We start from the raw sequence: 22,975 nt of genomic DNA, 5'->3' as shown, positions 1-22,975 counted from the left end.
AACGCCGCGATTCCGGTTCAGCGCAGGCCCATGTCGGCCAGGGCGCGGGCGATGTCGGGCGGCAGGTCCGGCTCGGCCTCGCGGCTTGCGGGAAGGTCTGGCGGCGCCTCGGTGCCGGGCAGGTAGCGCCAGCCCTGGAAGGGACGGCGCGGCACGGCGGCCACGCGCACCAGAACCGGATCGAGGATCAGCGCGCAACGGCGGATGCCATCCTCGCCCTGCACCTCCTGCAGGTCCAGGATGCGCTGGCGGGCCTGCATCACGCCCTTGAACACCCAGTAGATCGAGCCGCCGTCCAGGATCTCGGCCGCGCGCTTGGGCCACATGCGGGTGACATGGCGCGCCGGGCCGCCCTGGAAGCGGTGCTTCTGCCAGGCGGCCAGCTCGGCCGGGTCGTCGCAGCCGACGCAGAGTTTCATCAGGTTCAGGGATGCGGTCATGCGCCAGATATAGCCCGGCTGCCGGCGGGCGCAACCGGGCGTCCGGGGCCGGGGGCTTGCACCCCCGGGCCTGCGGCGTTACGCCCCGGGGGGTGCCCTGACGTGGAAGCCACCATGCCCGATCCCGCCGCTCGACCGATACCCAGGCAGCCCCTGCCGGAATTCATCGCCATGCTGGCGCTGATCTTTGCCGTCATCGCCTTTTCGATCGACGCGATGCTGCCTGCGCTGCCCGAGATCGCCGCAGCCCTGACCCCCGGCAATGTCAACCGCGCCCAGCTGGTGCTGACCGCCTTTGTCGGGGGCATGGGGTTGGGCCTTCTGGTCAGCGGGCCGCTTTCGGACACGCTGGGCCGCAAGCCGGTGATCACCGCCGGCTTCGCGCTTTACGCGGCCGCCGCCGTGGCGGCGATCTTCGCCGATTCGCTCGACATGCTGCTGGCGGCGCGTTTCGTGCAGGGCCTCGGCGCCGCCGCGCCGCGCATCGTGGCGCTGGCGATGGTGCGCGACCTGTATCAGGGCCGCGAGATGGCGCGGATCACCAGCTTCGTGATGATGATCTTCATCCTGGTGCCGGCGGTGGCGCCCTCGATCGGCGCGGTGGTGATCCATTTCGTCGGCTGGCGCGGGGTCTTCGGCTCCTTCGTGGTGCTGGCGCTGATCGGCAGCCTGTGGCTGAACCTGCGCCGCCCCGAGACCCTGGCCGAGACCGCGCGCCGGCCGCTGAACCCGGGCAGCCTGGGCGGCGCGGCGCGCGAGGTGCTGGTCAATGGCCAGGTGCAGCTGGTGACGGTGGTGATGACGCTGGGCTTCGGGCAGATGTTCGCGCTGCTGAGTTCGGCCCAGCAGCTGTTCGTCGACACCTATGGCAAGGGCGAGTCCTTTCCGCTGTGGTTCGCGGCCATGGCGCTGCTGTCGGGCACCGGCACGGTGCTGAACGCGCGCTATGTGGTGCGGCTGGGCATGCGGCGCATCGTGCGCATGGCCTATGGCATGCAGGTGGTGGTCTCCGGGGTGATGACGCTGCTGGTCTTCTGCGACCTGCTGCCCGAGGCGCTGCGGTTCCCGGCCTTCTTCTTCTGGGCGGTCAGCGTGTTCTTCATGGCCGGGGTGACCTTCGGCAATCTGAACGCGCTGGCGCTGCAGCGGATGGGCCATGTGGCGGGAATGGCCGCCTCGGTCGTGGGGGCGGTCTCGACCCTGGGGGCGGTGCTGATCGCGGCGCCCGTGGGGCTGCTTTACGACGGCACGGCGCGGCCCATCGTGCTGGCGACGCTGGTCTGCTCGGGCCTGGCGCTGCTGCTGATGCGCCTGGTGCGCGAGGCCTGAGGCAGGGCGAGCCCGGGCGAGTTACCCACAGCGGAATGCGCCCGGCCCCTTGCAGCGGAGGCGGGCCTGGCTTAAGAGCGGGCTTGCCGGCATGGCCCGTTCGTCTATCGGTTAGGACGTCAGGTTTTCAACCTGAAAAGAGGGGTTCGACTCCCCTACGGGCTGCCATTTTCACGAACTCTTCCTTCCCCCGGCGGATCTTGCAAGACGTCCTTTGTCCCGGCCCGTCGGACGGATGGGGCTGCTTCGTGCCGGTTTCCTTCCCCGAGACCACGCCGGCGCTATGGCCTCTGCGCGATGAGCAGCATCCGGTCGGCAGGGAGGTTGCGCGACTCGTCAGCGCGGACATGCCTGCGCATCTGTCTTGGCGCTGCGGTCCTTCAGCCGCCGCAGCGTCGCGGTCGGGCGAGGGCCGCCATTCTGCCGGCCGGAAGGGGATGGCGGAATGGCACGGCGCGCGCTTCTGCAAGCCAAGCCTGGCGGTCCTGCGGTTGATATGCCGGCCGACCCGGATGGGCGGGCAACATGCCGGTCACCGTGCCTCTGACGGAATGGTGCCGAGCGGCTGGAACAGGATGCCGCCGGGGCCCTGCGCCAGATGGGCGGTGATGCCGAAGACGCGGGCGAGGTTTTCCGCCGTCAGCACCGTCCCGGGCGGGCCGTCGGCGGCGATCTTGCCCTGGTCCAGCATGACCAGCCGCGTGCAATGCCGCGCCGCCAGCCCCAGGTCGTGCAGTGAGGCCAGGACGGCATGGCCCTGGTCGGCAAGCCGGCGAAACAGCCGCATCACCTCGATCTGCGCCGCCGGGTCCAGCCCGGCGATCGGTTCATCGGCGATCAGCAGCGGTGTTTCCTGTGCCAGCGCGCGGGCGATCAGCGTGCGGGCCTGCTCGCCCCCCGACAGCTCGGTGGCGCGGCGGTGGCGCAGCGGGTCCAGATGCAGCGCGGCGATGGCGCGTTCGATGGCGGCGCGGTCGGCGCTGCCTGCGGAATGCGGATGGGCGATGCGGCCAAGCGCCACCAGCGCCTCGACCGGCATCGGCCAGGCGATCTCGCGGCCCTGCGGCATATAGGCGGCGGCGCGGGCGCGCTCGCGCACCGGCAGCGCGGCCAGCGAGCTGTGGCCCCGCGCCGGCAAGAGCCCCAGCGCCGCGCGCAAGAGCGTGGTCTTGCCGGCACCGTTCGGACCCAGCAGGCCGACGAACTCGCCGCCGCCAAGGCGCAGGTCGATGCCGTCCAGCACCGGACGGCCGGCGCGGTGCAGGGACAGGGCGCGCAGCTCCAGCATGGTCACAGCCCCTCGCGCCGGGTTTTCAGGATCAGGTGCAGGAAGAAGGGCGCGCCGACCAGCGCCGTCAGCACCCCAAGCTTCAGGTCGCGGCCCGGGGCAATCAGCCGCACGGCGATGTCGGCGGCCAGCACCGTGGCCGCGCCCCCCAGCGCCGCGGCGGGGACCAGCCGCGCCGGGCTGGCGCCGACGGCGCGGCGCAGCACATGCGGCACCACCAACCCGACGAAGCCCACGGTGCCCGCGACCGCCGTGGCGCTGCCGATCAGCGCGGCGATGCCCGCGACCAGCATCAGCCGCAGCCGCCCCAGATGCACGCCGCTGGAGGCCGCCGCATCCTCGCCCAGCGTCAGCGCCTGAAGCGCCCCGCGCGTGGGCCAGAGCACCGCGAAGCCCAAGCCCATGAACGGCGCCGCGATCCAGACATGCAGCATCGAGCGATCCGCCAGCGAGCCCATCATCCAGAACACGATCTCGTTGGCGGCGAAGGGATTGGGCGACAGGTTCAGCACCAGCGAGGTCCCGGCACCGGCCAGCGCCGAGATGGCGATGCCGGCCAGGATCAGCGCCAGCGTGCCGCCGCGCGGCCCGGCCAGCGCCAGCACCAGCAGCACCGACAGCGCCGCGCCCGCCAGCGCCGCCAGCGGCAGGCCCAGCGGAAAGGCCGCCGACAGCCCGGTCTGGATCGCCAGCACCGCCCCCAGCGCCGCCGAGGCGCTGGTGCCGATCAGCCCCGGCTCGGCCAGCGGGTTGCGCAAGAAGCCCTGCAGCACCGCGCCCGACATTCCCAGCGCCGCGCCGACCAGCAGGCCGAGAATGGCGCGGGGCAGCCGCAGCTCGCGCATGATCAGGGCAAGCGTCCCGTCGCCCCCGCCGAACAGCGCGGCGAGGCTCCGGCCCACGCCGATCCCGGCCGGGCCGGTCAGCAGCGATGCCAGAAACAGCACTGCCACCAGCGCCGAAAGCGCGGCGATCAGCAGCGGATAGCGCGGCCCGCTCATCGCGCCTCTCGCAGGGCCAGGCGCGCGGCGCGCAGCTGGGCCACGGCGCGCAGGATGAAGGGGGTGCCGCAGACCCAGTCGGGATCGGCCATGACCTCGGCGGGCCTGTCGGCGGTCAGCGCCTTCAGCGCCGGGTGGTCCAGCACCTCCTGCCCGCGGGCGTGGCCCGGGTAGCGGCGGCCCTCGACCAGCAGGTCGGGGTCGGAAAGCAGCAGGGTTTCCAGCGCCAGCACCCCGCCCGCGGGCAGGCCCAGCTCGTCCGCGACATTGTCGAAGCCGGCCAGCGCCACGATCTGACCGGCCAGGGTGGCCGAGCCAGAGCTGTAGCCGTTCACCGCGTAAAGCGCGGCGCGCGGGCGGGGGGCGGGCGGGGCATCGGCCAGCCGCGCCAGATCGGCGTCGAAACGCGCCAGCAGCGCCTCGGCCGCCGCCTCGCGGCCCAGCACCTCGCCCATGCGGCGGATATTGGCGCGGATGCCGGCAATGTCGGTCTCGACCGGGAAGACCTCGACCGGGACGTCCAGCCGCTGCAACAGCCGGATCGTCCCCGATGCGGTCCAGCCGCCGGCCAGCACCAGATCGGGCCGCATCAGGACGATCTCTTCGGCCAGGCCGTGATTGACGGGCAGGCGCGCGGCCTCCTCGGCCATGGCCGAGGCGGTCGGATCCCGCGCCAGATACGAGACCGAGACCAGTTGCCCCGGCGCCGCCAGCAGCATGGCCAGCTGGTCGGTGCAGAGGTTCATCGACAGCACCCGGCGCGGCGGATCGGCCGCGGCGGGCTGCAGGAAGCCGGGCAGGGCCAGGCCGGCCAGCAGGCAGGCGGCAAGGCCGAGCCGCCCTACCATTGCGCCGTCACCCCGGCATAGAGGGTGCGGCCCTGGCCGTAATAGCCCCAGGCCTCGGAATAGTCCCTGTCGAACAGGTTCACCACCCGGCCGGTCAGCCGGACATTTCCGGTCAGGTCATAGCCGGCGGCCAGGTTCACGGTCACGTAATCCGGCAGTTCGGTGGTGGGCGGGGTCCAGTTGCGGAACCATTCCGTGCCGTAGTTGCCCGCGACATAGCGCAGATCGGCGGTGACCGAGCCGCGGCCCTGCGCGAAGCCGGCCGTGGCACGCAGCCCCAGCAGGTGGCGGGGCTGGCCGGCGATGGGCTCGCCTTCCGCGGTCTGCGCATCGGCATAGGTATAGTTCGCGCCGAAGCGCAGCCGGTCGCTTGCCTGCAGATCCAGTTCCAGCTCGAACCCCTTGCGGGTGCTGGTGCCGGCGATGTTGGTCGAGGTTTCCCCGGCCCCGGCGATCATGTCCTCGACCTTGCTGGTGAACAGCGTGGCTCCCAACTGGCCCCTTCCGCCGGCAAAGCCCAGATCGGCGCCGATCTCATAGCCGCGGCTGGTCTCGGGCGAGAGGTCCGGGTTGCCGCGATAGGTGCCGGGCGTATAGCCGTAAAGCTCGAACATGGTGGGGTTGACGATGGCCTTGCCGGCGGCCGCGCGCAGGCGCAGGTCGCGGTCGGGCATTTGCCACGCGCCGGCGATGTTCCAGGTGGTGGCGTTGCGGAAATCCTCGTTGAAATCGCGCCGCAGGCCGGCCTGGATGCCGATCCCGTTGTCGAACCGGCCCTGATATTCCAGCGCGGCCGATCTCGTATCACGCTCATACCGGCCGCCCGGTGCGAAGGAGGCCTCGTAGATATCTCGTTTCTTCTGCAGCGCGACGTTCAGCTTCTGCGCCGAGTTGCGGGCATCGCCGCCATCAAGCGCCCATGTGCCGGTATATCTGAGATCCCGCAGCCGCGAGGCGTCGTCGTAATCCGGCCGGCCGTCGTAGAAATGCGCGGTGGCCTGGTTGCTGCCCGAAAGGGCGAAGCGGTTCAGCAGCCGACCCCCCAGCGCCTCGGCTTCGAGCCAGAGCGAGCCGTAAGTCTCGTCCCGGTGGGCGGTCCATGGCTCGTCCCGCAGGTATTCGTCGGGCGAGGCGACGAAGGACACCGATTCGTCATAGCCGTATTCCTGCCAGCTGCGCCGCAGGGTGAAGCCGGCGGTCACCGCCTCGCTGATGTCGTAGGAGCCGCCGAGGGTCAGGCTGTCGCGCTCGTTGAACTCGGTATCGCCGCCCGGCGTGCGCGAGGCGTCCTCGCCATCGGTATGGCGCGTCGCGGCCGAGAGGCTGATCTGGCCGCGCGCGCCCATGGCGCGAAGATGGGCGCTGGCGGCGCGGGTGCCCTGACCGCCGATCTCGACCCCACCGCCATAGCTCAGCCCCGGGGCCGAGGCGCGGCGGGTGGTGATCGCGATCACCCCGGCGGCGGCATTGGCGCCGTAGATCGTCGATTGCGGGCCGCGCAGCACCTCGATGCGCTCGACATCCTCGGTCAGCAGGCCGCCGAACACATAGTCGCCGCTGCCGGGGGCATTGGCCTCGACCCCGTCGATCAGCACCAGCACGTGATTGGCTTCGCCGCCGCGGATGCGGACCTTGGTCAGGGTCTCGCCGGTCGAGGTCACGGCCAGGCCGGGCAGGTCGCGCAGCGCGTCCTGGACGGTGACGAAGCCGCGCTCTTGCAGATCCCCGGCGGTCAGGATGCTGTGGGCGCGGCCATAGGCGCTTTCGGCGACCGGCGACAGGCCGCCCGACAGGATCACGGGGTCGAGCATGACGGGCGCCTGGCTCTCCTGGCCCGTGGCGGCGGCCGGAAGGAGCAGGGCGGCGGCGGCCAGCAGGGAGACCGGGGTTCTGAACATTCCAAAGCCTTTCCAGCACGGGGCCCGGCCCCGCGATTTGCAGAACTGCCCTGCGGACAGGCCCGACAGCCCGGCCGCGGGACGGCGACTGTCACCTCTGCGGAACGGCCGCTTCCCGGGCGCGCCCCGCGCCGGAAATGGGTGATCGCTGCGGCAGGTCTCCTGGCTTGCGGATCGTTGCTCGGGCCGGCCTTCCCGGGGGTTGCCCAGTGGCGCCTGCGGCCTTCGCTCACCGCATACAGTTGCGGGGGCAGCCCCGGCCTTGCCCTGGCCGTCTTGCGGCCGGCGGGCGCACCGGTGTTCCCTTTTCATCCGGCATGGCGCCGGAACCGTAGCGGCCTTGCATTGCCGCAGGGCGCCGCGGGCTGTCAAGCGCCAATCCGGTGCCGCCGCGCGGCCGCGACAATCCGCCGGGTGGAACCGGCCGCTGAAGCGCGCCGCGGGGGCAAGGACGCTTTGGTGCCGGAGGGATCGGTGCCCCTCTGCCTGCTGCGGGATGGAACCGGCGGAACCCGCCCGCCTGCGGCGCGGGAAGGCGCCGCCTGCCGGAAAAGGGGGCCGGAATCGGGAAGCCGCCGCGGGTTCCGCGCCGGCCCGAGAACCTCGCCACCGCCGGAGGGCGCGGCCGGGGCGCCGGCCGCGGATGGCACGGGCGCGCCGTCCATTCCTGAGCGTTTTCCACGGGACGCAAAATCCGAACCCGACAGTTCGCATCAGGAAAATGTCACCGAGGAATTCTGTCAACTATATGTTTTTGCTAGATTATTTATTGACCTTCCGCGAATCCCTCTCTATATCCGGCTCAAGGTCGCCAGCCAGCGGAAAGCCAGCCAGCCACCACAGGACCCAGCCAGCCAGCCAGGAGAAACAAACATGGCAAAGACCGCTTGCAACGCCTGCGCGTTCTATGAGGATCACGTCGCCAACTCCGCCAGCACGCTTTCGGATTCCGGCCTGTGCCGCGCCAACCCGCCGGTCACCCAGAAGGATGCGGATACCAGGGGCTATTGGCCGGTCGTCAAGTCGAACGACTGGTGCGGACAGTTCGCCACCAGCTTCGCGGCCGAGTGAAGCGTCGCCACCGACGCTGCAAGGCAGCCTCCGGGCTGCCTTTGGCGTTTCGGGGTCGTGCACCCGGCCCCGTCCATCTCGGCACGGCAGGCCGGATCGGCGGCGTCGGTCAGATTCGCTGGCTGAAGGTGGGGATGGGCGTGACGCGCCGCACGGTGATGAACTGGATCGCAGCCGGGCAGATCGAAAGCAGCCGGCACGGGCAACCGTCCTGGTGCGCTCACGGCCCTGCGACAGATCGCGGGCGGGGCAGGGGCTAGCTCTGATCCATTCCAGCGCGTGGCGCATCCGCATCACTCACGACCGCACTCGGCAGCAGCCAACCGCAGAGATAAAGGCGGGCATGATGGCGGGTATGCCGCTTGATAGCGATTTTTCTTATAAATATCAATTGATTGTGGCGGATGGAGTGGGATTCGAACCCACGGAACCTTTCGATTCGCTGGTTTTCAAGACCAGTGCCTTAAACCACTCGGCCATCCATCCGCATCAAGCCCCCAGGCCGGCGCTCCTGCCGGGCAAGGCATGGCAACGGCTTGCCGCTTGCGACGTTCACAGACCCGACATGAAACCGGAAGTCAAGCCTGCGCGTCGGCCCGGATGCGGCGTGCTAGCGCGCCCCCTTCGGCAAAGCCGGAATGCCCGGCAGGCACAGGGCCGCGCAAAGCCCGCCCAGGGCCGAACGCTCAAGCGCCAGCCTGCCGCCGTGCAACGCCGCAAGGTCGGCGACGATGGCTAGGCCGAGCCCGCTGCCGGGCGGGCCGGCCTCGTCCAGACGGGCGCCGCGGGTCAGGGCCCGCGCGTGATCCGCATCCGACATGCCGGGCCCGTCATCCTCGATCAGCAGGCGCAGCCGCTCGCCCTCGGAAAGGGCGGTGATGCGGACCCGGCGCGAGGCCCATTTCACCGCGTTCTCGACCAGGTTGCCGATCATCTCCTCAAGATCCTGCCGCTCGCCGGCGAAGGCGGGGTCCGCTTCGGCCCGGATCTCGACCTGCAAGCCCGCCTCGCGGATCGGGCCGCCCAGCACCAGCAGGATGTCCCGGATCACCGGGACGACCGGAGTATGCTGGCCCAGCAGGCGCGGCGCGGCCGAACTGCGGGCACGGCGCAGATGCCAGCCGATCTGCCGGTCCATGCGCGCGATCAGCGCATGGCCGGGATGATCGGCCGGCAGGGCATTGTCCAGCGCCGCCAGCGGCGTCTTGAGCGAATGCGCCAGGTTGCCGACATGCTCGCGCGAGCGGGCGAGGACGGCGCGGTTCTGTTCCAGCAGCCCGTTGATCTCGGCGGCCACGGGGCGCAGCTCGGCCACGCCGGGCAGGGGCAGCGCCTCGGCCCGGCCGGCGCGGATGTCGCGGAGGTCGCGGCCGAGCCGGTCGAGACTGCGCAGCCCCGCCGCCACCTGCAGAAGGCTGGCCAGCGCCAGCGCCAGCCCCAGCACGGCGAGCGAGACCGCCAGCGGCCGGCGCAGCCGCGCCATGGCGGCGTCGATCTCGGCCCGCGGCGCGGTGACGGTCACGGCCAGCGCCGAGGCGGAATCGGGCAGGGTGAAGGCGTGGCGCGCCACCCGCAACGGCTCGCCCGCGGGGCCAAGGCCGGGGCCGCCCTGAAAATCCGCCTCGGGCGGGTTCAGCACATTGTCGAAGAGCGAGGGCGATTTCGCCACCACCTGGCCGTCCTGGGTCAATTGCCAGAACCAGCCCGAAAGCGGCATCTCGAATCGTGGATCGGCGGGCGCGGGACCGGCCGCCAGCCGGCCGTCGGCGCCGATCGTGGCGCCCGCGATCAGCGCGTCGGCCACCGCCTCGGTCTCGGCGTCGAAGCGGCCGGTGATGAAATCCTCGAGGATCGCGGCGATGGCCAGATAGCCCGCGACCAGTGCCACCCCGGTCAGCAGCGCCGCCAGCCCGATCAGCCGGGCGCGGATCGAATCGCGCGGCAGGATCAAGCGTCGGTCCTCAGCACATAGCCCTCGCCGCGCCGGGTCTCGATCAGCCCGTCGCCGATCTTCCTGCGCAGCCGGCCGATCACCACCTCGATGGACTTGAAGTCGCGGTCGGCGGCGGAATCGTAGAGGTGATCCGACAGCTCGCTGCGGCTGACCACGCGGTTCTGGTGATGGATCAGATAGGCGAGGATGCGGGTCTCGAATGCGGTCAGCTTCAGCGCCAGCCCGTTGCGGGTGATGACCCCCAGCTGGGTGTCGAGCCGCAGCGGCCCGGCCTTGATCACCGCCTGCGCATGGCCGGCGGCGCGGCGCACCAGGGTCTGGGCGCGGATCACCACCTCTTCCAGCCGGAAGGGCTTCACCGCGTAATCGTCCGCGCCGGCGCGGAACCCCGCCACCTTGTCGGTCCAGTCGCCGCGCGCGGTCAGGATCAGCACCGGCATGGTCACGCCGCCCTCGCGCCAGCGGGTCAGCACCTCGATGCCGGGCAGGCCGGGCAGGCCGAGGTCGAGAATCGCCAGGTCATAGGTCTCGGTCGAGCCGAGGAACTCGCCCTGCGTGCCGTCGGCGGCGATGTCGCAGGCAAAGCCGCCGTCGCGCATGGCGGCGGCCAGCTGCGAGGACAGCGTCGGGTCATCCTCGACGATCAGGCATTTCATGGCAGGCATTTCATGGCAGGCACTTCATGGTTTCGGACCCTTCCGGCGGGCATCGGTCAGCCCGGCCCCCGCCACTTCCAGGAAATCGCCGCGATGCGCGTCCAGCCGGATCAGCAGCACGTCGCGTTTCGGCGTCAGCAGGCGCAGCTCGTGCACCAGCACCACGCCGCGGGCGCGCTCCTCGGGGCGGGGCGGCACGATGCGCGCGGCGATCAGCCGGCCGCGGAACCGTTCGGCGACGATCTCGGCGGCGCGGTGCAGCGGCAGGATGCGGAGATCGCGCCGCTCCAGGCTTTCGAACTCGGGCGCCCAGTCCTCGGGCCATGGCGGGCCGCGGTCGTGGCGCTCCTCGGCAAGCGCCGGCAGGGCCAGCACGGCGGCAAGGGGCAGGGACAGGATGCGCATACGGTTCATCGCCCCTATCTAATGGGCGAAATCCAAACGAAAGCCAAACGGGTCGTTGGCATTCGGTTGGTCGGGCGGCGGCTATCAACCGATTCGTCCGGGGCCGCTGAAGATGCCCCGAGAAGGAAGGAACCAGAGATGAGCAGAACATTCTCGACCTCGATCGCGCTTTCGGCGCTGCTGGCCGTGCTGTCGGCGCCGGTGCTTGCGCAGGAGACGCCGCCGGCGGCACCGCCCGCCGCCGAGGCGCAGGCCCCGGTGGCCCTGCCGCAGGCGCTGCAGGATGCGGGGCTTGGCGACGTGACCAGCAAGCGCGGACCGCGCGGCAGCACAAGGATCGAGGGCAAGCTGGCCGACGGCACGCAGATCGATGCCATGCTGGACGCCGAAGGCCAGCTGCGCGGCCTGCGCGCCCGTGGCGAGGCCGCCCTGCCGCAGGCGCTGATCGATCAGCTCGTGCCGCAAGCCGTGCGCGACAGCGCGGTCTTCGGCGAGTTGGGCACCCTGCAGGCGGTGTTCTCGGGCGAGCGCGGCGTGATGCTGGCGGGCCGGGACGGCGACAAGAACAAGGTCCGCGCCGCCTTTGCCCAGGACGGCACGCTGCTGCGCTTTGGCCGCGGCGATGCCGATCGCGGCGAACGGCATGGCAAGCGCCATGACGACCGGCGGGACAAGGGCTTCCATCACCGCGGCCATGACCGGCGCGAGGGTCATCGCGACCGGCACCAGGGCCCGCGCGGGGATCGCGGCGGCGAACGGCCCGCCCCGGGCCGCGACATGCCGCCGGCGCCCGCCGGGACCGCGCCCGAGGCGCCCGCGCCGCAGCAGCAGGGTGCGCTGTCCCCCGTCCAGCTTGACCGGGGCGAACTGCGCATGGCGCTGACCTCGGCCGGCTACAGCCGCATCGGCGAGATCATGCAGGACGGTCCGCGCGTCGTGGCCCTGGCCGTGAACCCCGAAGGCGAGCCGGTCGCGGTCGAACTGAACCCGCGCGGACAGGTGATGCGGGAAATCAACCGTTAAGGCAGGATACGGGCAAGACGGGCCGCGCGGGCTTTCCGGCGCGGCCCTTTCCCGCGCGTTTTCGATCAACTCTCGGCAAGAGCCTGCCTTTCGACGCGAAAAGGCTTGCCTGATCCGCGCGGCAATGCGAAATCCCCCCGGAATTTCCGGGCTTTTCCGCCCGAAGAATGGGGTCGGTCGATGCGTCGTCGCGAATTTGTCATCTCTGCCGGAGCGGCCATGACGGCCGTCAGCGCGCTGTCTTCCTCGCTGGGGGCGGCCCTGGCGCAGGAAAGCCCCGAAGCCCCGCCGGAACCCGCCGCCGAGCCGGTCGAGCCGGTCGAGACGGTCGAGGAGGCCGCGCCCTTCGGCTTCGAGAACGTGGTGGAGATGGCCCGGGACCTGGCCGCCAAGCCCTATGAGTATCGCGATGCCGAGCTGGTCGGCAGTTTCGCTAACCTGACCTATGACCAGTATCGCGGCATCCGCTTCCGCCGCGACCGCGACCCCTGGGCCGGCAGCCGCGACTTCGCGCTGGACCTGCTGCCGCCCGGCGCCATCTTCCACGAGCCGGTGGATATCAGCCTGGTCGACGAAGGCGTGGTGATCCCGGTGCGCTTCGATCCGCACATGTTCGACTTCGACCCGGCGCAATTCCCCGACGGCGTGGATTACGAGACGCTGGGCAGCATGGGCTGGTCGGGATTTCGCCTGCGCGCGCCGCTGAACCGCCCCGACGTCATGGACGAGATCGCGGTCTTTCAGGGGGCGAGCTATTTCCGCGCCGTGGCCCGCGGCACGCTTTACGGGCTGTCGGCGCGCGGGCTGGCCATCGGCACCGGCAGCGCCGAGGGCGAGGAGTTCCCGCTGTTCCGCGGCTTCTGGATCCACAAGCCCGCCTCGCAGGACCGCTCGGTGCTTGTCCATGCGCTCCTGGACAGCCGCTCGGTCTCGGGCGCCTTCCAGTTCCGCATCATTCCCGGCGCCGAGACGGTGTTCAACACCCGGGTGGCGCTGTTCCCGCGCCAGGACATGCGCAATGTCGGCATCGCGCCGCTGACCTCGATGTATTGGTTCGGGCCGACCGACCGGTCGCGCGTGGACGATTACCGCCCCGCCGTGCATGACAGCGACGGGCTGCAAATGCTGACCGGCAGCGAGCAGCGGCTGTGGCGGGTGCTGTCGGGGCACAGCACGCTGCAGATCTCGGCCTTCATGGACAATGATCCGCTGGGCTTCGGCCTTGCGCAGCGGGCGCGCGACTTCGAATCCTACAAGGATGCCGAGGCGCGCTATGAAAAGCGGCCCTCGGCCTGGATCGCGCCGCAGGACGACTGGGGCAAGGGCACGGTCACGCTGGTCGAGATCCCGGTCGAGAACGAGTTCAACGACAACATCGTCTCGTTCTGGCAGCCGGCCGACACGCTGCGCAAGGGCAATCGCTACGATTTCGACTACATTCTTACCTTTGCGGCGGAAGTGCCTGACCGGGCGCCGATTTCCCGCGTGATCGAGACGATGTCGGGCAAGGCGGTCAACAATGCCAATGCCCGGACCTATATCGTCGATTTCGATCTGGATCTCTTCGGCTCGGAGGACCCGGTGCCGCAGCTGCGCGCCTCGGCCGGCCGCATCGGCCACAGCTATCTGCTGCGCCTGCCCGAACAGGGGCGGATGCGGCTGGCCTTCGAATACCTGCCCGAGGGCGCCAGGCTGGCCGATCTCTCGGCGGTGCTGAACGGCCCCAACGGGCCGCTCAGCGAAACCTGGATCGCCCGTTGGACCCGCGAGTGAGCAGGGTGAGCGCGACATACAGCCCCGGCCCGCTGCCCCTTGCGGCGGAGGAGAGCTGGGAGGCGCTGGACCTGCCGCAGCCCGAGGGGCCGGCGACGCCGCCCGAGGCGCCGCTGGAGATGCCCGAGCAGGATTTCCGCGGCCGCCCGCCGCAGGGACCGGACAGCCGCTGGCCTTCGCCCGGCACCGTCGCGGCGCGGCTGGTGGCCTTCGGCGGCGCGGCGGCGATCGCCTGGATGGGCTGGCGGCAGATGGTGCTGACCTTCGGCACCAGCACGACCTGGCTGCAATCGGTGCTGCTGGTGCTGTTCGCGCTGACCTTCACCTGGGTCGGCTTTTCCTTCGCCTCGATGCTCGCCGGGCTTTTCGCGCGGCGGCTGCGCACGCCCGACGGGCCGAACGAGGCCAGGATCGCCGTGATCATGCCGGTCTATCACGAGAACGCGGCGGCCACGACCGGGCTGCTGGCCGCCCTGGCGCGCGACCTCTATCGCGTCGGGCTGGCCGGGCGGGCCGAGATCTTCGTGCTCTCGGACAGCCGCGAGCCGGGCGCCGTCTTCGAGGAGATGGCGGCGGTCAGCCGGCTGCGCGACATCTCGCCGGTGCCGGTCTGGTATCGGCGCCGCCGCAGCAATACCGGCCGCAAGGCGGGGAATGTCGGCGAATTCGTGCGCCGCTGGGGCGGGCGCTACGACCAGATGGTGGTGCTGGACGCCGACAGCATCCTGGGCGCCGCGACGATCAAGACGCTGTCGGCGCGGATGAATGCCGACCCGGCCATCGGCCTGATCCAGACCATGCCCATGCTGGTCGGCGGCCAGACCATCTTTGCCCGGCTGACGCAATTCGCCGGCCGCATCTATGGGCCTGCCATCGCCCGCGGCGTGTCCGCCTGGTCGGGCGACAGCGGCAATTTCTGGGGCCATAACGCCATCATCCGGGTCGCCGCCTTCGCGCAATGCTGCGGGCTGCCGGAGCTGCCCGGCAAGCCGCCCTTCGGCGGCACCATCCTGAGCCACGACTTCGTCGAGGCCGCTCTGCTGCGCCGCGCCGGCTGGAAGGTGCGGCTGGACCACGACCTGCGCCAGAGCTTCGAGGGCTGCCCGCCCACGCTGCTGGACATGGCCGTGCGCGAGCGCCGCTGGGCGCAGGGCAACCTGCAGCATGCGCGGCTGATCTTCTCGCGCGGCTTCGCCTGGATCAGCCGGGTGCATTTCGTCATCGGCATGCTCGGCTTTCTGATGTCGCCGATCTGGCTGGCGATGATCCTCGTCGGCCTTGCGCTTTCGGCCAACGTGCTGCTGTCGCGGCCGGATTACTTCCCGCAGACCTATCAGCTGTTCCCGACCTGGCCGACCTTCGACCCGGTGCGGATGCTGTGGCTGTTCGTCGCCGCCATGTCCTTCCTGCTGGTGCCGAAATTCATCGCCATCTTTCGCGCCTGGCTGCGGCCGCTGGCCAAGGATTCGGGCGGCAACGTGCGGCTTCTGGCCTCGGCCATGTTCGAGATCGTGCTTTCGGCTCTGATCGCGCCGGTGCAGATGCTGATCCAGACCCGGCAGATCGCCGAGATCCTGCGCGGCCGCGATTCCGGCTGGGAGGCGCAGGTCCGCGCCGGGCAGATGCCGCCCTGGCGCGTGGTGCTGCGCCGCCATGCCATCCATGTCGTCACCGGCACCGCGACGCTTCTGGTGCTGGCCTTCCTGGCGCCCTGGCAGCTGGTCTGGCTGTCGCCGATCTTGGCCGGGCTGATCCTGTCGCCGCTGACCTCGCGCTGGTCCGCAAGCCCGGTCTTCGGCCGCTGGGCGCGCCGGCAGGGCCTGCTGGTCACCCCCGAAGAGCGCGAGCCGCCCGAACTGCTGACCGCCGCCAATGCGCTGGACTTCCGCATCGGCGGCATGCTGCCGCGCGAGGGGCTGGGCCAGCTGGGCCGCGACCCGGCGCTTCGCGCCCGCATCATGGCGCTGCTGCCCGAGGCGCCGCGCACCCCCATCGCCGAGCGGCTGGACGCGATCTCGGCCGAGGCCAAGATCGGTCATGCCGGCTCTCAGGCCCAGGCGCTGAGCTTTCTCAGCCCGGCCGAGCAATTGGCGCTGATCGAGAACCGCGCGCTGATCGAGGCCTTCGCAAGGCTGCCGCAATGAACCGTATCGTCGCCCTGGACATGCTGCGCGGCTATGCGCTGGTCTGCATCATGCTGGACCACATGCCGATCGGCGTGCTGCGCAAGCTGACGCTGACCAATTTCGCCGTCTTCGACGCGGCCGAGCTGTTCGTGCTGCTGTCGGGCTTCCTGGTCGGCATGGTCTGGGTCAAGGTCGAGGCGCGTCAAGGCCGCCGCACCGCGCAGCTCCGCTTCCTGCGCCGCGCCGCGCAGGTCTGGCTGGCGCTGATCGCCGGGGCGATCCTGCTGGCGCTGTTCTCGGCGCTGCTGTTCAAGCTGCAGATGAACCATACCGCGGTCTGGTTCCAATACGCGCGCTGGATCGTCGAGCATCCCATCGGCTATGTCGCCACCGTGGCGCTGATGTGGATGCAGCCCAACCTGCTGGACGTGCTGGCGCTTTACGTGCTGCTGATCGCCACCGTGCCGGTGACGGTGCCCTTCATGCTGCGCTGGCCCTGGCTCGCCATGGCGGTCTCGGTGGTGGTCTGGATCTTCGCCCAGCCGCTGAACGCGCTGATCCCGAACCAGCGCCCGGGTCCGGGGCTGCTGTTCAACCCCTTCGGCTGGCAGATGCTGTTCTTTGCCGGCGTGGCCATGGGCGCCTTCCGCGACCGCATCATGCCGGTGCTGCGCCGGCATTCGGCCCTGCTGACCTGGATCTCGGCCGGCGTGCTGCTGTTCGGCCTGACCATCGTGATCGCCTGGAAGATCGGCGCGCCCGCCAAGCCGGTCAGCCAGGTCCTGCGCCAGATCACCGGCGGCATCGACAAGTGGTCGCTGGATTTCATGCGCTTCACCGCCATTCTGGCGGCCAGCTGGATCGTGGCGGTGCCCTTGGCGCGGCCCTTCGCCTGGATGGCCGCGACCGCGCCGGGTGTGGCGCTGGCCGAGATCGGGCGCGGCGGGCTGTTCTCGTTCATCGTCTGCGTGATGCTGTCGATCTGGGGCGACGCGCTGGACATGACGGCTCCGGCCGGGCCGCTGAATTTCTGGCTGCGGCTCGGCATCGACATCTGGCTGGTCACCGCCTTCTGGGCCATCGCGGCGGTCTGGATGCGCCGCGAGGGCTGGCTGCCGCCCCTGCAGGCGCGGCTGGGACTGCGCTAAGGCGGCGGCGGGGGCTTGCTTCGCCCGGCGCAAGCCGCTCAACTGTCCGCGCAAACCGAGGAGGGATCATGAAATCGGATATCCAGATCGCCCGCGAGGCGCGGAAACTGCCCATCGCGCAGATCGCCGGCCGGCTGGGCCTGGCCGAGGCCGATTTCCTGCCCTATGGCCATGACAAGGCCAAGGTTTCGCATGAGGCCGTCGCCGCGCTGGCCGGGCGGCCCCGGGGCCGGCTGATCCTGGTCACCGCGATCAACCCGACGCCGGCGGGCGAGGGCAAGACCACGACCACGGTCGGTCTGGGCGACGGGTTGAACCGGATCGGCAAGCGGGCGACGGTCTGCATCCGCGAGGCGAGCCTGGGGCCGAATTTCGGCATGAAGGGCGGGGCGGCCGGCGGCGGCCATGCGCAGATCGTGCCGATGGAAGACATGAACCTGCATTTTACCGGCGATTTCCACGCGGTGACCAGCGCGCACAACCTGCTGGCGGCGATGATCGACAACCATATCCACTGGGGCAACGCGCTGCGCATCGACCCGCGGCGGGTGACCTGGCGGCGGGTCATGGACATGAACGACCGGGTGCTGCGGCAGATCGTGGTGGCGCTTGGCGGGCCGGCCAATGGCGTGCCGCGCGAATGCGGCTTCGACATCACCGTCGCCTCCGAGGTGATGGCGATCCTGTGCCTTGCTTCGGACCTGGCCGACCTGCAGGCGCGGCTGGGCCGCATCGTCATCGGCCAGACCTTCGAGCGCAGGCCGGTGACGGCGCGCGACCTGGGGGCCGAGGGGGCGATGACGGTGCTGCTGCGCGACGCCCTGCAGCCGAACCTGGTGCAGACGCTGGAGAACAACCCGGCCTTCGTCCATGGCGGGCCCTTCGCCAATATCGCGCATGGCTGCAACTCGGTCATGGCGACGCGCACGGCGCTGGCGCTGTCGGATTACGTCGTGACCGAGGCCGGCTTCGGCGCCGATCTGGGGGCCGAGAAATTCCTGAACATCAAGTGCCGTCTGGCCGGGCTGCAGCCCGACGCGACGGTGCTGGTGGCGACCGTGCGGGCGCTGAAGATGAACGGCGGCGCCGCCCGCGCCGATCTGGGGACCGAGGACGTCGCGGCGCTGCGCGCGGGCTGCGCCAATCTGGGCCGGCATATCGAGAACCTGCGCCGCTTCGGCCTGCCGGTGGTGGTGGCGATCAACCATTTCGCCGGCGATACCGAGGCCGAGATCGCGGCGCTGGCCGATTATTGCCGCGCGCAGGGCGTGCAGGCGGTGCTGTGCCGGCACTGGGCCGAGGGCGGCAAGGGCGCCGAGGACCTGGCCCGCGCCGTGGTCGCGCTGGCCGAGGGGGGCGCGGATTTCGCGCCGCTCTATCCCGACGACATGCCGCTGGCCGGGAAGATCGAGACCATCTGCCGCCGGATCTATCGCGCGGGCCAGGTCGAGTTCCTGCCGCATATCATCGAGCGGCTGGAGGAATGGCAGGCGGCGGGCCACGGCCATCTGCCGGTCTGCATGGCCAAGACGCAATATTCCTTTTCCGCCGATCCGGCGGCGCTTGGCGCGCCCGAGGGCTTTACCATCCCGGTGCGCGAGGTGCGGCTGGCCGCAGGGGCGGGTTTCGTGGTGGCGATCTGCGGCGACATCATGACCATGCCCGGCCTGCCGCGCGAGCCCTCGGCCCTGCGGGTGGGGATCGATGCCGACGGCCATGTGCAGGGCCTGTTCTAGGGCATGCGGGCAGGCTTTCCCATCGCCCGGCCGGGGATGACGGTCGGTCTTCTGGGCGGCTCGTTCGATCCGGCGCATGAAGGCCATGCGCATATCACCGAGGAGGCGCTGCGCCGCTTCGGCCTCGACCGGATCTGGTGGCTGGTCAGCCCCGGCAACCCCCTCAAGCCGCACGGCCCGGCGCCGCTGGACGAACGCATCGCGCGGGCGCGGCGGATCATGCGCGATCCCAGGGTCGAGGTCACCGGCATCGAGGCGCGGCTGGGCACCCGCATGACCCGCGACACCATCGCCGCGCTGCAACGGCTTTATCCCGGCGTGCGCTTCGTCTGGCTGATGGGGGCGGACAACCTGGTGCAGTTCGACCGCTGGGACCGCTGGCAGGACATCGCCGCGCGGGTGCCGATCGGCGTGATCGCGCGGCCGGGCTGGCGGATGCCGGCGCGGTTCTCGCGCGCGGCGCGGATGCTGTGGCGCGCGCGGCTGCCCGAGTCGCGCGCCCGTGAACTCGCGCGCGCTAGGCCGCCGGCCTGGGCGATGATAAACCTGCCGCTGAACAAGCTGAGCTCCACCGCGATCCGCGCGCTGGGGCCGAAAGGACGCGCATGAACGGATGGACGCGGCGTGGCTTCATGGCCGGGCTGGGGCTGCTGGCGCTGGCGCCCCGCATGGCGGCGGCGCAGCAGGTGGCGCCCGCCGGCTTCGACGCCGAGGCGCTGGTGGCCGGGGCCGGCCTGGGCGGCGCGGTGGGCTGGGCGGTGATCGATCCCGCCTCGGGCCAGCTCATGGCCGAACGGCAGGCGGACCGGCCGATGGCGCCGGCCAGCACGCTGAAGGCGGTGACGGCGCTTTACGCGCTGGACCGGCTGGGCGAGGGGCACCGTTTCGCGACCCGGGTCATTCGCGCCGGCAACACGCTGATCCTGGCGGGCGGCGGCGATCCGGTGCTGGACACGGATGCGCTGGACGCCCTGGCCGCGGCAACCGTCGCGGACGAGCAGGCCGCGGGCCGCGCGGCGCCGACCGCCCTTGCCGTCTGGGGCGGGGCGCTGCCGCGCATCGGCCGGCTGGACCCGGCGCAGGACGAGCATCTGCCCTACAACCCCTCGATCTCGGGGATGATCCTGAACTTCAACCGCGTGCATCTGGACTGGCGGCGCGGCGACAAGGGCTATCAGCTGTCCCTGCAGGCGCGGGGCCGCAAGCTGTCGCCGCGGGCCTATACGGCCTCCGTCGCCGCGGTGGACCGGGCCCTGCCGCTGTTCACCTATGAGGCGGGCAAGCTGGAGAGCTGGACCATCGCGCGGCGCAGCCTCGGCAAGTCCGGCAGCCGCTGGCTGCCGGTCCGCCGCCCCGAGCTTTATGCGGGGGACGTGTTCCAGACCCTGTGCCGGGCGCGCGGGCTGGCGCTGCCCAATCCTGAGGTGATCGAGATCCTGCCCGAGGGGGTCGAGATCGCGCGCCACGAAAGCCCCGAGCTGCGCCGGATCGTGCGCGACATGATGGAATATTCCACCAACCTGACCGCCGAGGTGATCGGGCTGGCCGCCAGCCGGGCGGGCGATACGGCGGTCTCGGCCGCTTCCATGGCGGACTGGCTGCGCGGGCAGGGGATCGCCGGCGACTTCGCCTTTCACGACCATTCCGGCCTGTCGCCCCGGAACCGCGTCACGGCGCGCGTGCTGGCGCAGCTGGTCGCCGGGCCGGGCGCGGCGCGGGGGCTGCGCGGGCTGATGAAGACGATCCCGCTGCGGGACGCGCAGGGCAAGCGCAAGCAAAGCGACATCGCCGTCGAGGCCAAGACCGGCACCTTGAACTTCGTCTCGAACCTGGCCGGCTATGCGCAGCGCCCGGGCGGGCGGGAACTGGCCTTCGCCATCCTGACCGGCGACGAGCCGCGCCGCGCGGCCAGCGAGGGGCAGGAGCTGCCCGAAGGCGTCACGGGCTGGACCAAACGCTCCAAGACCCTGCAGCAGGCGCTGATCGAGGGCTGGGTCGGCGAGTTCGGCGCCCCGGCGATCGCCACGGCCGCGCCCGAGCTTGAGGGCAGGCCCTAGAGCAGGCGGTGCCGGGCGCGGGCCGCCAGTTCGATGGCCGCGGCGTGCAGGCGCTCGATATCGAGCTGGTCGCGGATCTCGGCCAGCATCTCGGCCTCGATCTCGCCCAGCCGTCCATCCGAGGCTGCCACGTCGCAAGCGAGCACATAGGCGGTGTCATAGAGCTTTTCCGGCAGCGCGTCGCGGACCAGGCCGAAGAGGGCGTCCAGCCCGTCCTCTTCCTCGAACAGCGTCACCACGGTCTGCGACACGGCGCGGATGCGGTCGATGTCGTAATCGGCAAAGACCGGGGTATGGTTCACCGCGCGTTCGATGGCCAGCAGTTCGGCGGTGCGCGGGTTCTGGTCCGAGGCCGAGACCGCCACCATGACCGCGACCAGCGCGTCGCAGGGCGAGAACGAGGGCAGGCTGTCGGTCATGGCATTTCTCCTTGCGTTTCCGGGGGTAATTATTGACCATCCGCCAGCGTTTCAATACGGGGAAGTTCCGAGCCAATGGAGACCCGAAAATGACCGCCCTGCGTGACGCCGCGATGAAATCCAAGGCCTGGCCTTTCGAGGAGGCTCGCCGCGTGCTGAAACGCTATGAGAAGAAGGACCCCGAAAAGGGCTATGTGCTGTTCGAAACCGGCTACGGCCCCTCGGGCCTGCCGCATATCGGCACCTTCGGCGAGGTGGCGCGCACGACCATGGTGCGCCGCGCCTTCGAGATCATCTCGGACATCCCGACGCGGCTGTTCTGCTTTTCCGACGACATGGACGGCATGCGCAAGGTGCCCGACAACGTGCCCCAGCAGGAGATGCTGCGCCAGCACCTGCAGGAGCCGCTGACCACCGTCCCGGACCCGTTCGGCGAATATGACAGCTTCGGCGGGCATAACAACGCCATGCTGCGCCGCTTCCTGGACACTTTCGGTTTCGAATACGAGTTCATCAGCGCGACCGAATTCTACAAGTCGGGCCAGTTCGACGAGACGCTGCTGAAAGCGGCCGAGAAATACGACGCCATCATGGAAGTGATGCTGGCCAGCTTGCGCGAGGAACGCCAGCAGACCTATTCCTGCTTCCTGCCGATCAGCCCCAAGACCGGCAAGGTGCTTTACGTGCCGATCAAGCATGTCGATGCGAAAGCCGGCACCATCACCTTCGACGACGAGGACGGGCAGGAGCTGACCCTGCCGGTCACCGGCGGCCATGTGAAGCTGCAGTGGAAGCCGGATTTCGGCGCCCGCTGGGCGGCGCTGGATGTCGATTTCGAGATGTATGGCAAGGATCACAGCACCAATACGCCGATCTATGACGGCATCTGCAAGATCCTGGGCGGCCGGCCGCCCGAGCATTTCACCTATGAGCTGTTCCTGGACCAGCACGGTCAGAAGATCAGCAAGTCCAAGGGCAACGGCCTGTCCATCGACGAATGGCTGACCTATGCGGCGACCGAGAGCCTGAGCTATTTCATGTTCCAGAAGCCCAAGACCGCGAAGCGGATGTATTTCGACGTCATCCCCAAGGCGGTGGACGAATACCACCAGCAGTTGCGCGCCTATCCCGACCAGACGGTCGAGCAGCAGTTGGCCAACCCCGTCTGGCACATCCATGGCGGGAAGGTGCCGGAATCGGACATGGTGGTGCCGTTCCAGATGCTGCTGAATCTCGCCTCGGTGGCGGGGGCCAAGGACAAGACCGGGCTCTGGGGCTTCATCCGCCGCTATGCGCCCGAGGCCAGCCCCGAGACCAACCCGGCGCTGGACCAGGCCGCGGAATTCGCCGTGCGCTATTTCAACGATTTCGTCGCCCCGACCCGGACCTATCGCCAGCCTTCCGAGATCGAGCGCCGGGCGCTGGAGGATCTGGCCGGACGGCTGGCCGCCTGGGAACAGCCGGCGGATGCCGAGGCCCTGCAGACCATGGTCTTCGCCATCGGCCGCGAGCACGGATTCGAGCCGATGAAGGACTGGTTCCAGGCGCTCTACCAGGTTCTGCTGGGTGCCGATCAGGGGCCGCGCTTCGGCGGGTTCATCGCGCTTTACGGCGTGGACGAGACGCGGGCGCTGATCGAGCGGGCACTGGCCGGCGAACTGGCGGGTGAGGCAACCGCCTGATCCTGCGCAGGAATCTCATGTTGCGCGCGGCCGTGTTGCCGCGCGCGCATGGTTAACGACCGGTTAACGCGACATTGCCAGAGTCCTGACAGACCGCGCGGGCATCTGCCTCGCATGATCT

19 protein-coding genes, 2 tRNA genes and 1 riboswitch are annotated in these 22,975 nt (G+C 70.2%); of the genes, 11 read left to right on the top strand and 10 right to left on the bottom strand.

The window, feature by feature from the left end:
- Positions 1–17: 17 nt before the first annotated feature.
- Positions 18–440, bottom strand: coding sequence for a DUF1489 family protein (locus L632_RS0112730; protein WP_028712120.1), 423 nt, complete (start codon positions 438–440; stop codon positions 18–20).
- A gap of 114 nt (positions 441–554) precedes the next feature.
- Between L632_RS0112730 and L632_RS0112725 the strand changes: the two genes are divergently transcribed.
- Together L632_RS0112725 and L632_RS0112720 are read left to right on the top strand one after the other, a co-directional pair.
- A complete protein-coding gene (locus tag L632_RS0112725; protein ID WP_051416161.1) occupies positions 555–1,769 on the top strand; it encodes a multidrug effflux MFS transporter in 1,215 nt (404 codons plus the stop codon).
- A gap of 93 nt (positions 1,770–1,862) precedes the next feature.
- A tRNA-Glu gene (locus tag L632_RS0112720) sits at positions 1,863–1,937 on the top strand.
- Between the two features lie 364 nt (positions 1,938–2,301).
- Here L632_RS0112720 and L632_RS0112715 read toward each other — a convergent pair.
- The 4 genes from L632_RS0112715 to L632_RS0112700 are packed head-to-tail and all read right to left on the bottom strand — an operon-like array spanning position 2,302 to position 6,804.
- Positions 2,302–3,057 carry an ABC transporter ATP-binding protein gene (locus L632_RS0112715; protein ID WP_156929430.1) on the bottom strand — a complete coding sequence of 252 codons (756 nt, stop codon included), beginning with the start codon at positions 3,055–3,057 and terminating at the stop codon, positions 2,302–2,304.
- Positions 3,058–3,059: 2 nt separating this feature from the next.
- Entirely contained in the window at positions 3,060–4,058 is a 999-nt protein-coding gene (locus L632_RS0112710) for an iron ABC transporter permease (protein ID WP_028712117.1), read from the bottom strand.
- Complete coding sequence (locus L632_RS0112705) at positions 4,055–4,906, bottom strand: ABC transporter substrate-binding protein (protein ID WP_028712116.1); 852 nt, start codon at positions 4,904–4,906, stop codon at positions 4,055–4,057. Before L632_RS0112705 ends, L632_RS0112710 begins: the two co-directional genes overlap by 4 nt.
- Positions 4,900–6,804, bottom strand: coding sequence for a TonB-dependent siderophore receptor (locus L632_RS0112700; RefSeq protein ID WP_028716922.1), 1,905 nt, complete (start codon positions 6,802–6,804; stop codon positions 4,900–4,902). Before L632_RS0112700 ends, L632_RS0112705 begins: the two co-directional genes overlap by 7 nt.
- A 134-nt stretch (positions 6,805–6,938) precedes the next feature.
- Positions 6,939–7,153, bottom strand: a riboswitch (cobalamin riboswitch).
- 524 nt (positions 7,154–7,677) lie between these two features.
- On the opposite strand from L632_RS0112700, the gene L632_RS0112695 reads away from it, so the two are divergent.
- Positions 7,678–7,875: a hypothetical protein gene (locus tag L632_RS0112695; RefSeq protein WP_028712114.1), complete on the top strand. Its 198-nt coding sequence runs from the start codon at positions 7,678–7,680 to the stop codon at positions 7,873–7,875.
- A gap of 398 nt (positions 7,876–8,273) precedes the next feature.
- Here L632_RS0112695 and L632_RS0112690 read toward each other — a convergent pair.
- The 4 genes from L632_RS0112690 to L632_RS0112675 form a co-directional block, all read right to left on the bottom strand.
- Positions 8,274–8,361 (bottom strand) — tRNA-Ser (locus L632_RS0112690).
- 124 nt (positions 8,362–8,485) lie between these two features.
- A complete protein-coding gene (locus L632_RS0112685; RefSeq protein WP_028712113.1) occupies positions 8,486–9,826 on the bottom strand; it encodes a HAMP domain-containing sensor histidine kinase in 1,341 nt (446 codons plus the stop codon).
- Positions 9,823–10,485, bottom strand: coding sequence for a response regulator transcription factor (locus L632_RS0112680; protein ID WP_028712112.1), 663 nt, complete (start codon positions 10,483–10,485; stop codon positions 9,823–9,825). The genes L632_RS0112685 and L632_RS0112680 overlap by 4 nt, the downstream gene beginning before the upstream one ends.
- Positions 10,486–10,509: 24 nt before the next feature.
- Positions 10,510–10,899: a hypothetical protein gene (locus tag L632_RS0112675; RefSeq protein ID WP_028712111.1), complete on the bottom strand. Its 390-nt coding sequence runs from the start codon at positions 10,897–10,899 to the stop codon at positions 10,510–10,512.
- 129 nt (positions 10,900–11,028) lie between these two features.
- Between L632_RS0112675 and L632_RS0112670 the strand changes: the two genes are divergently transcribed.
- The 7 genes from L632_RS0112670 to L632_RS0112640 all read left to right on the top strand — a co-directional run bounded on the left by L632_RS0112670 (position 11,029) and on the right by L632_RS0112640 (position 20,753).
- Positions 11,029–11,913 carry a hypothetical protein gene (locus L632_RS0112670; protein ID WP_028712110.1) on the top strand — a complete coding sequence of 295 codons (885 nt, stop codon included), beginning with the start codon at positions 11,029–11,031 and terminating at the stop codon, positions 11,911–11,913.
- 219 nt (positions 11,914–12,132) lie between these two features.
- Entirely contained in the window at positions 12,133–13,686 is a 1,554-nt protein-coding gene (locus tag L632_RS0112665; protein WP_232220976.1) for a glucan biosynthesis protein, read from the top strand.
- A 5-nt stretch (positions 13,687–13,691) separates the two neighbouring features.
- Positions 13,692–15,830 carry a glucans biosynthesis glucosyltransferase MdoH gene (gene mdoH, locus L632_RS0112660; RefSeq protein ID WP_230378505.1) on the top strand — a complete coding sequence of 713 codons (2,139 nt, stop codon included), beginning with the start codon at positions 13,692–13,694 and terminating at the stop codon, positions 15,828–15,830.
- A complete protein-coding gene (locus L632_RS0112655; protein WP_028712107.1) occupies positions 15,827–16,960 on the top strand; it encodes an OpgC domain-containing protein in 1,134 nt (377 codons plus the stop codon). Before mdoH ends, L632_RS0112655 begins: the two co-directional genes overlap by 4 nt.
- A gap of 68 nt (positions 16,961–17,028) precedes the next feature.
- On the top strand, positions 17,029–18,696 hold the full coding sequence (locus L632_RS0112650; RefSeq protein ID WP_028712106.1) for a formate--tetrahydrofolate ligase: 1,668 nt from the start codon (positions 17,029–17,031) through the stop codon (positions 18,694–18,696).
- Positions 18,697–18,699: 3 nt separating this feature from the next.
- Positions 18,700–19,305 (top strand): nicotinate-nucleotide adenylyltransferase, encoded by a 606-nt coding sequence (locus L632_RS0112645; RefSeq protein WP_028716920.1) that lies wholly within the window; start codon positions 18,700–18,702, stop codon positions 19,303–19,305.
- Positions 19,302–20,753 carry a D-alanyl-D-alanine carboxypeptidase gene (locus L632_RS0112640; protein WP_028712104.1) on the top strand — a complete coding sequence of 484 codons (1,452 nt, stop codon included), beginning with the start codon at positions 19,302–19,304 and terminating at the stop codon, positions 20,751–20,753. Before L632_RS0112645 ends, L632_RS0112640 begins: the two co-directional genes overlap by 4 nt.
- Here L632_RS0112640 and L632_RS0112635 read toward each other — a convergent pair.
- Positions 20,750–21,172, bottom strand: coding sequence for a tellurite resistance TerB family protein (locus L632_RS0112635; RefSeq protein ID WP_028712103.1), 423 nt, complete (start codon positions 21,170–21,172; stop codon positions 20,750–20,752). The two genes, L632_RS0112640 and L632_RS0112635, sit on opposite strands and share 4 nt — an antisense overlap.
- An 89-nt stretch (positions 21,173–21,261) precedes the next feature.
- Between L632_RS0112635 and L632_RS0112630 the strand changes: the two genes are divergently transcribed.
- On the top strand, positions 21,262–22,854 hold the full coding sequence (locus L632_RS0112630; protein ID WP_028712102.1) for a lysine--tRNA ligase: 1,593 nt from the start codon (positions 21,262–21,264) through the stop codon (positions 22,852–22,854).
- Positions 22,855–22,975: the final 121 nt, after the last annotated feature.

Source organism: Paracoccus sp. J39, assembly GCF_000518925.1.
GTDB lineage: Bacteria > Pseudomonadota > Alphaproteobacteria > Rhodobacterales > Rhodobacteraceae > Paracoccus.
The sequence above is the reverse complement of the archived record's forward strand: the minus strand, read 5'-3'. Positions and strand labels throughout refer to the sequence as shown.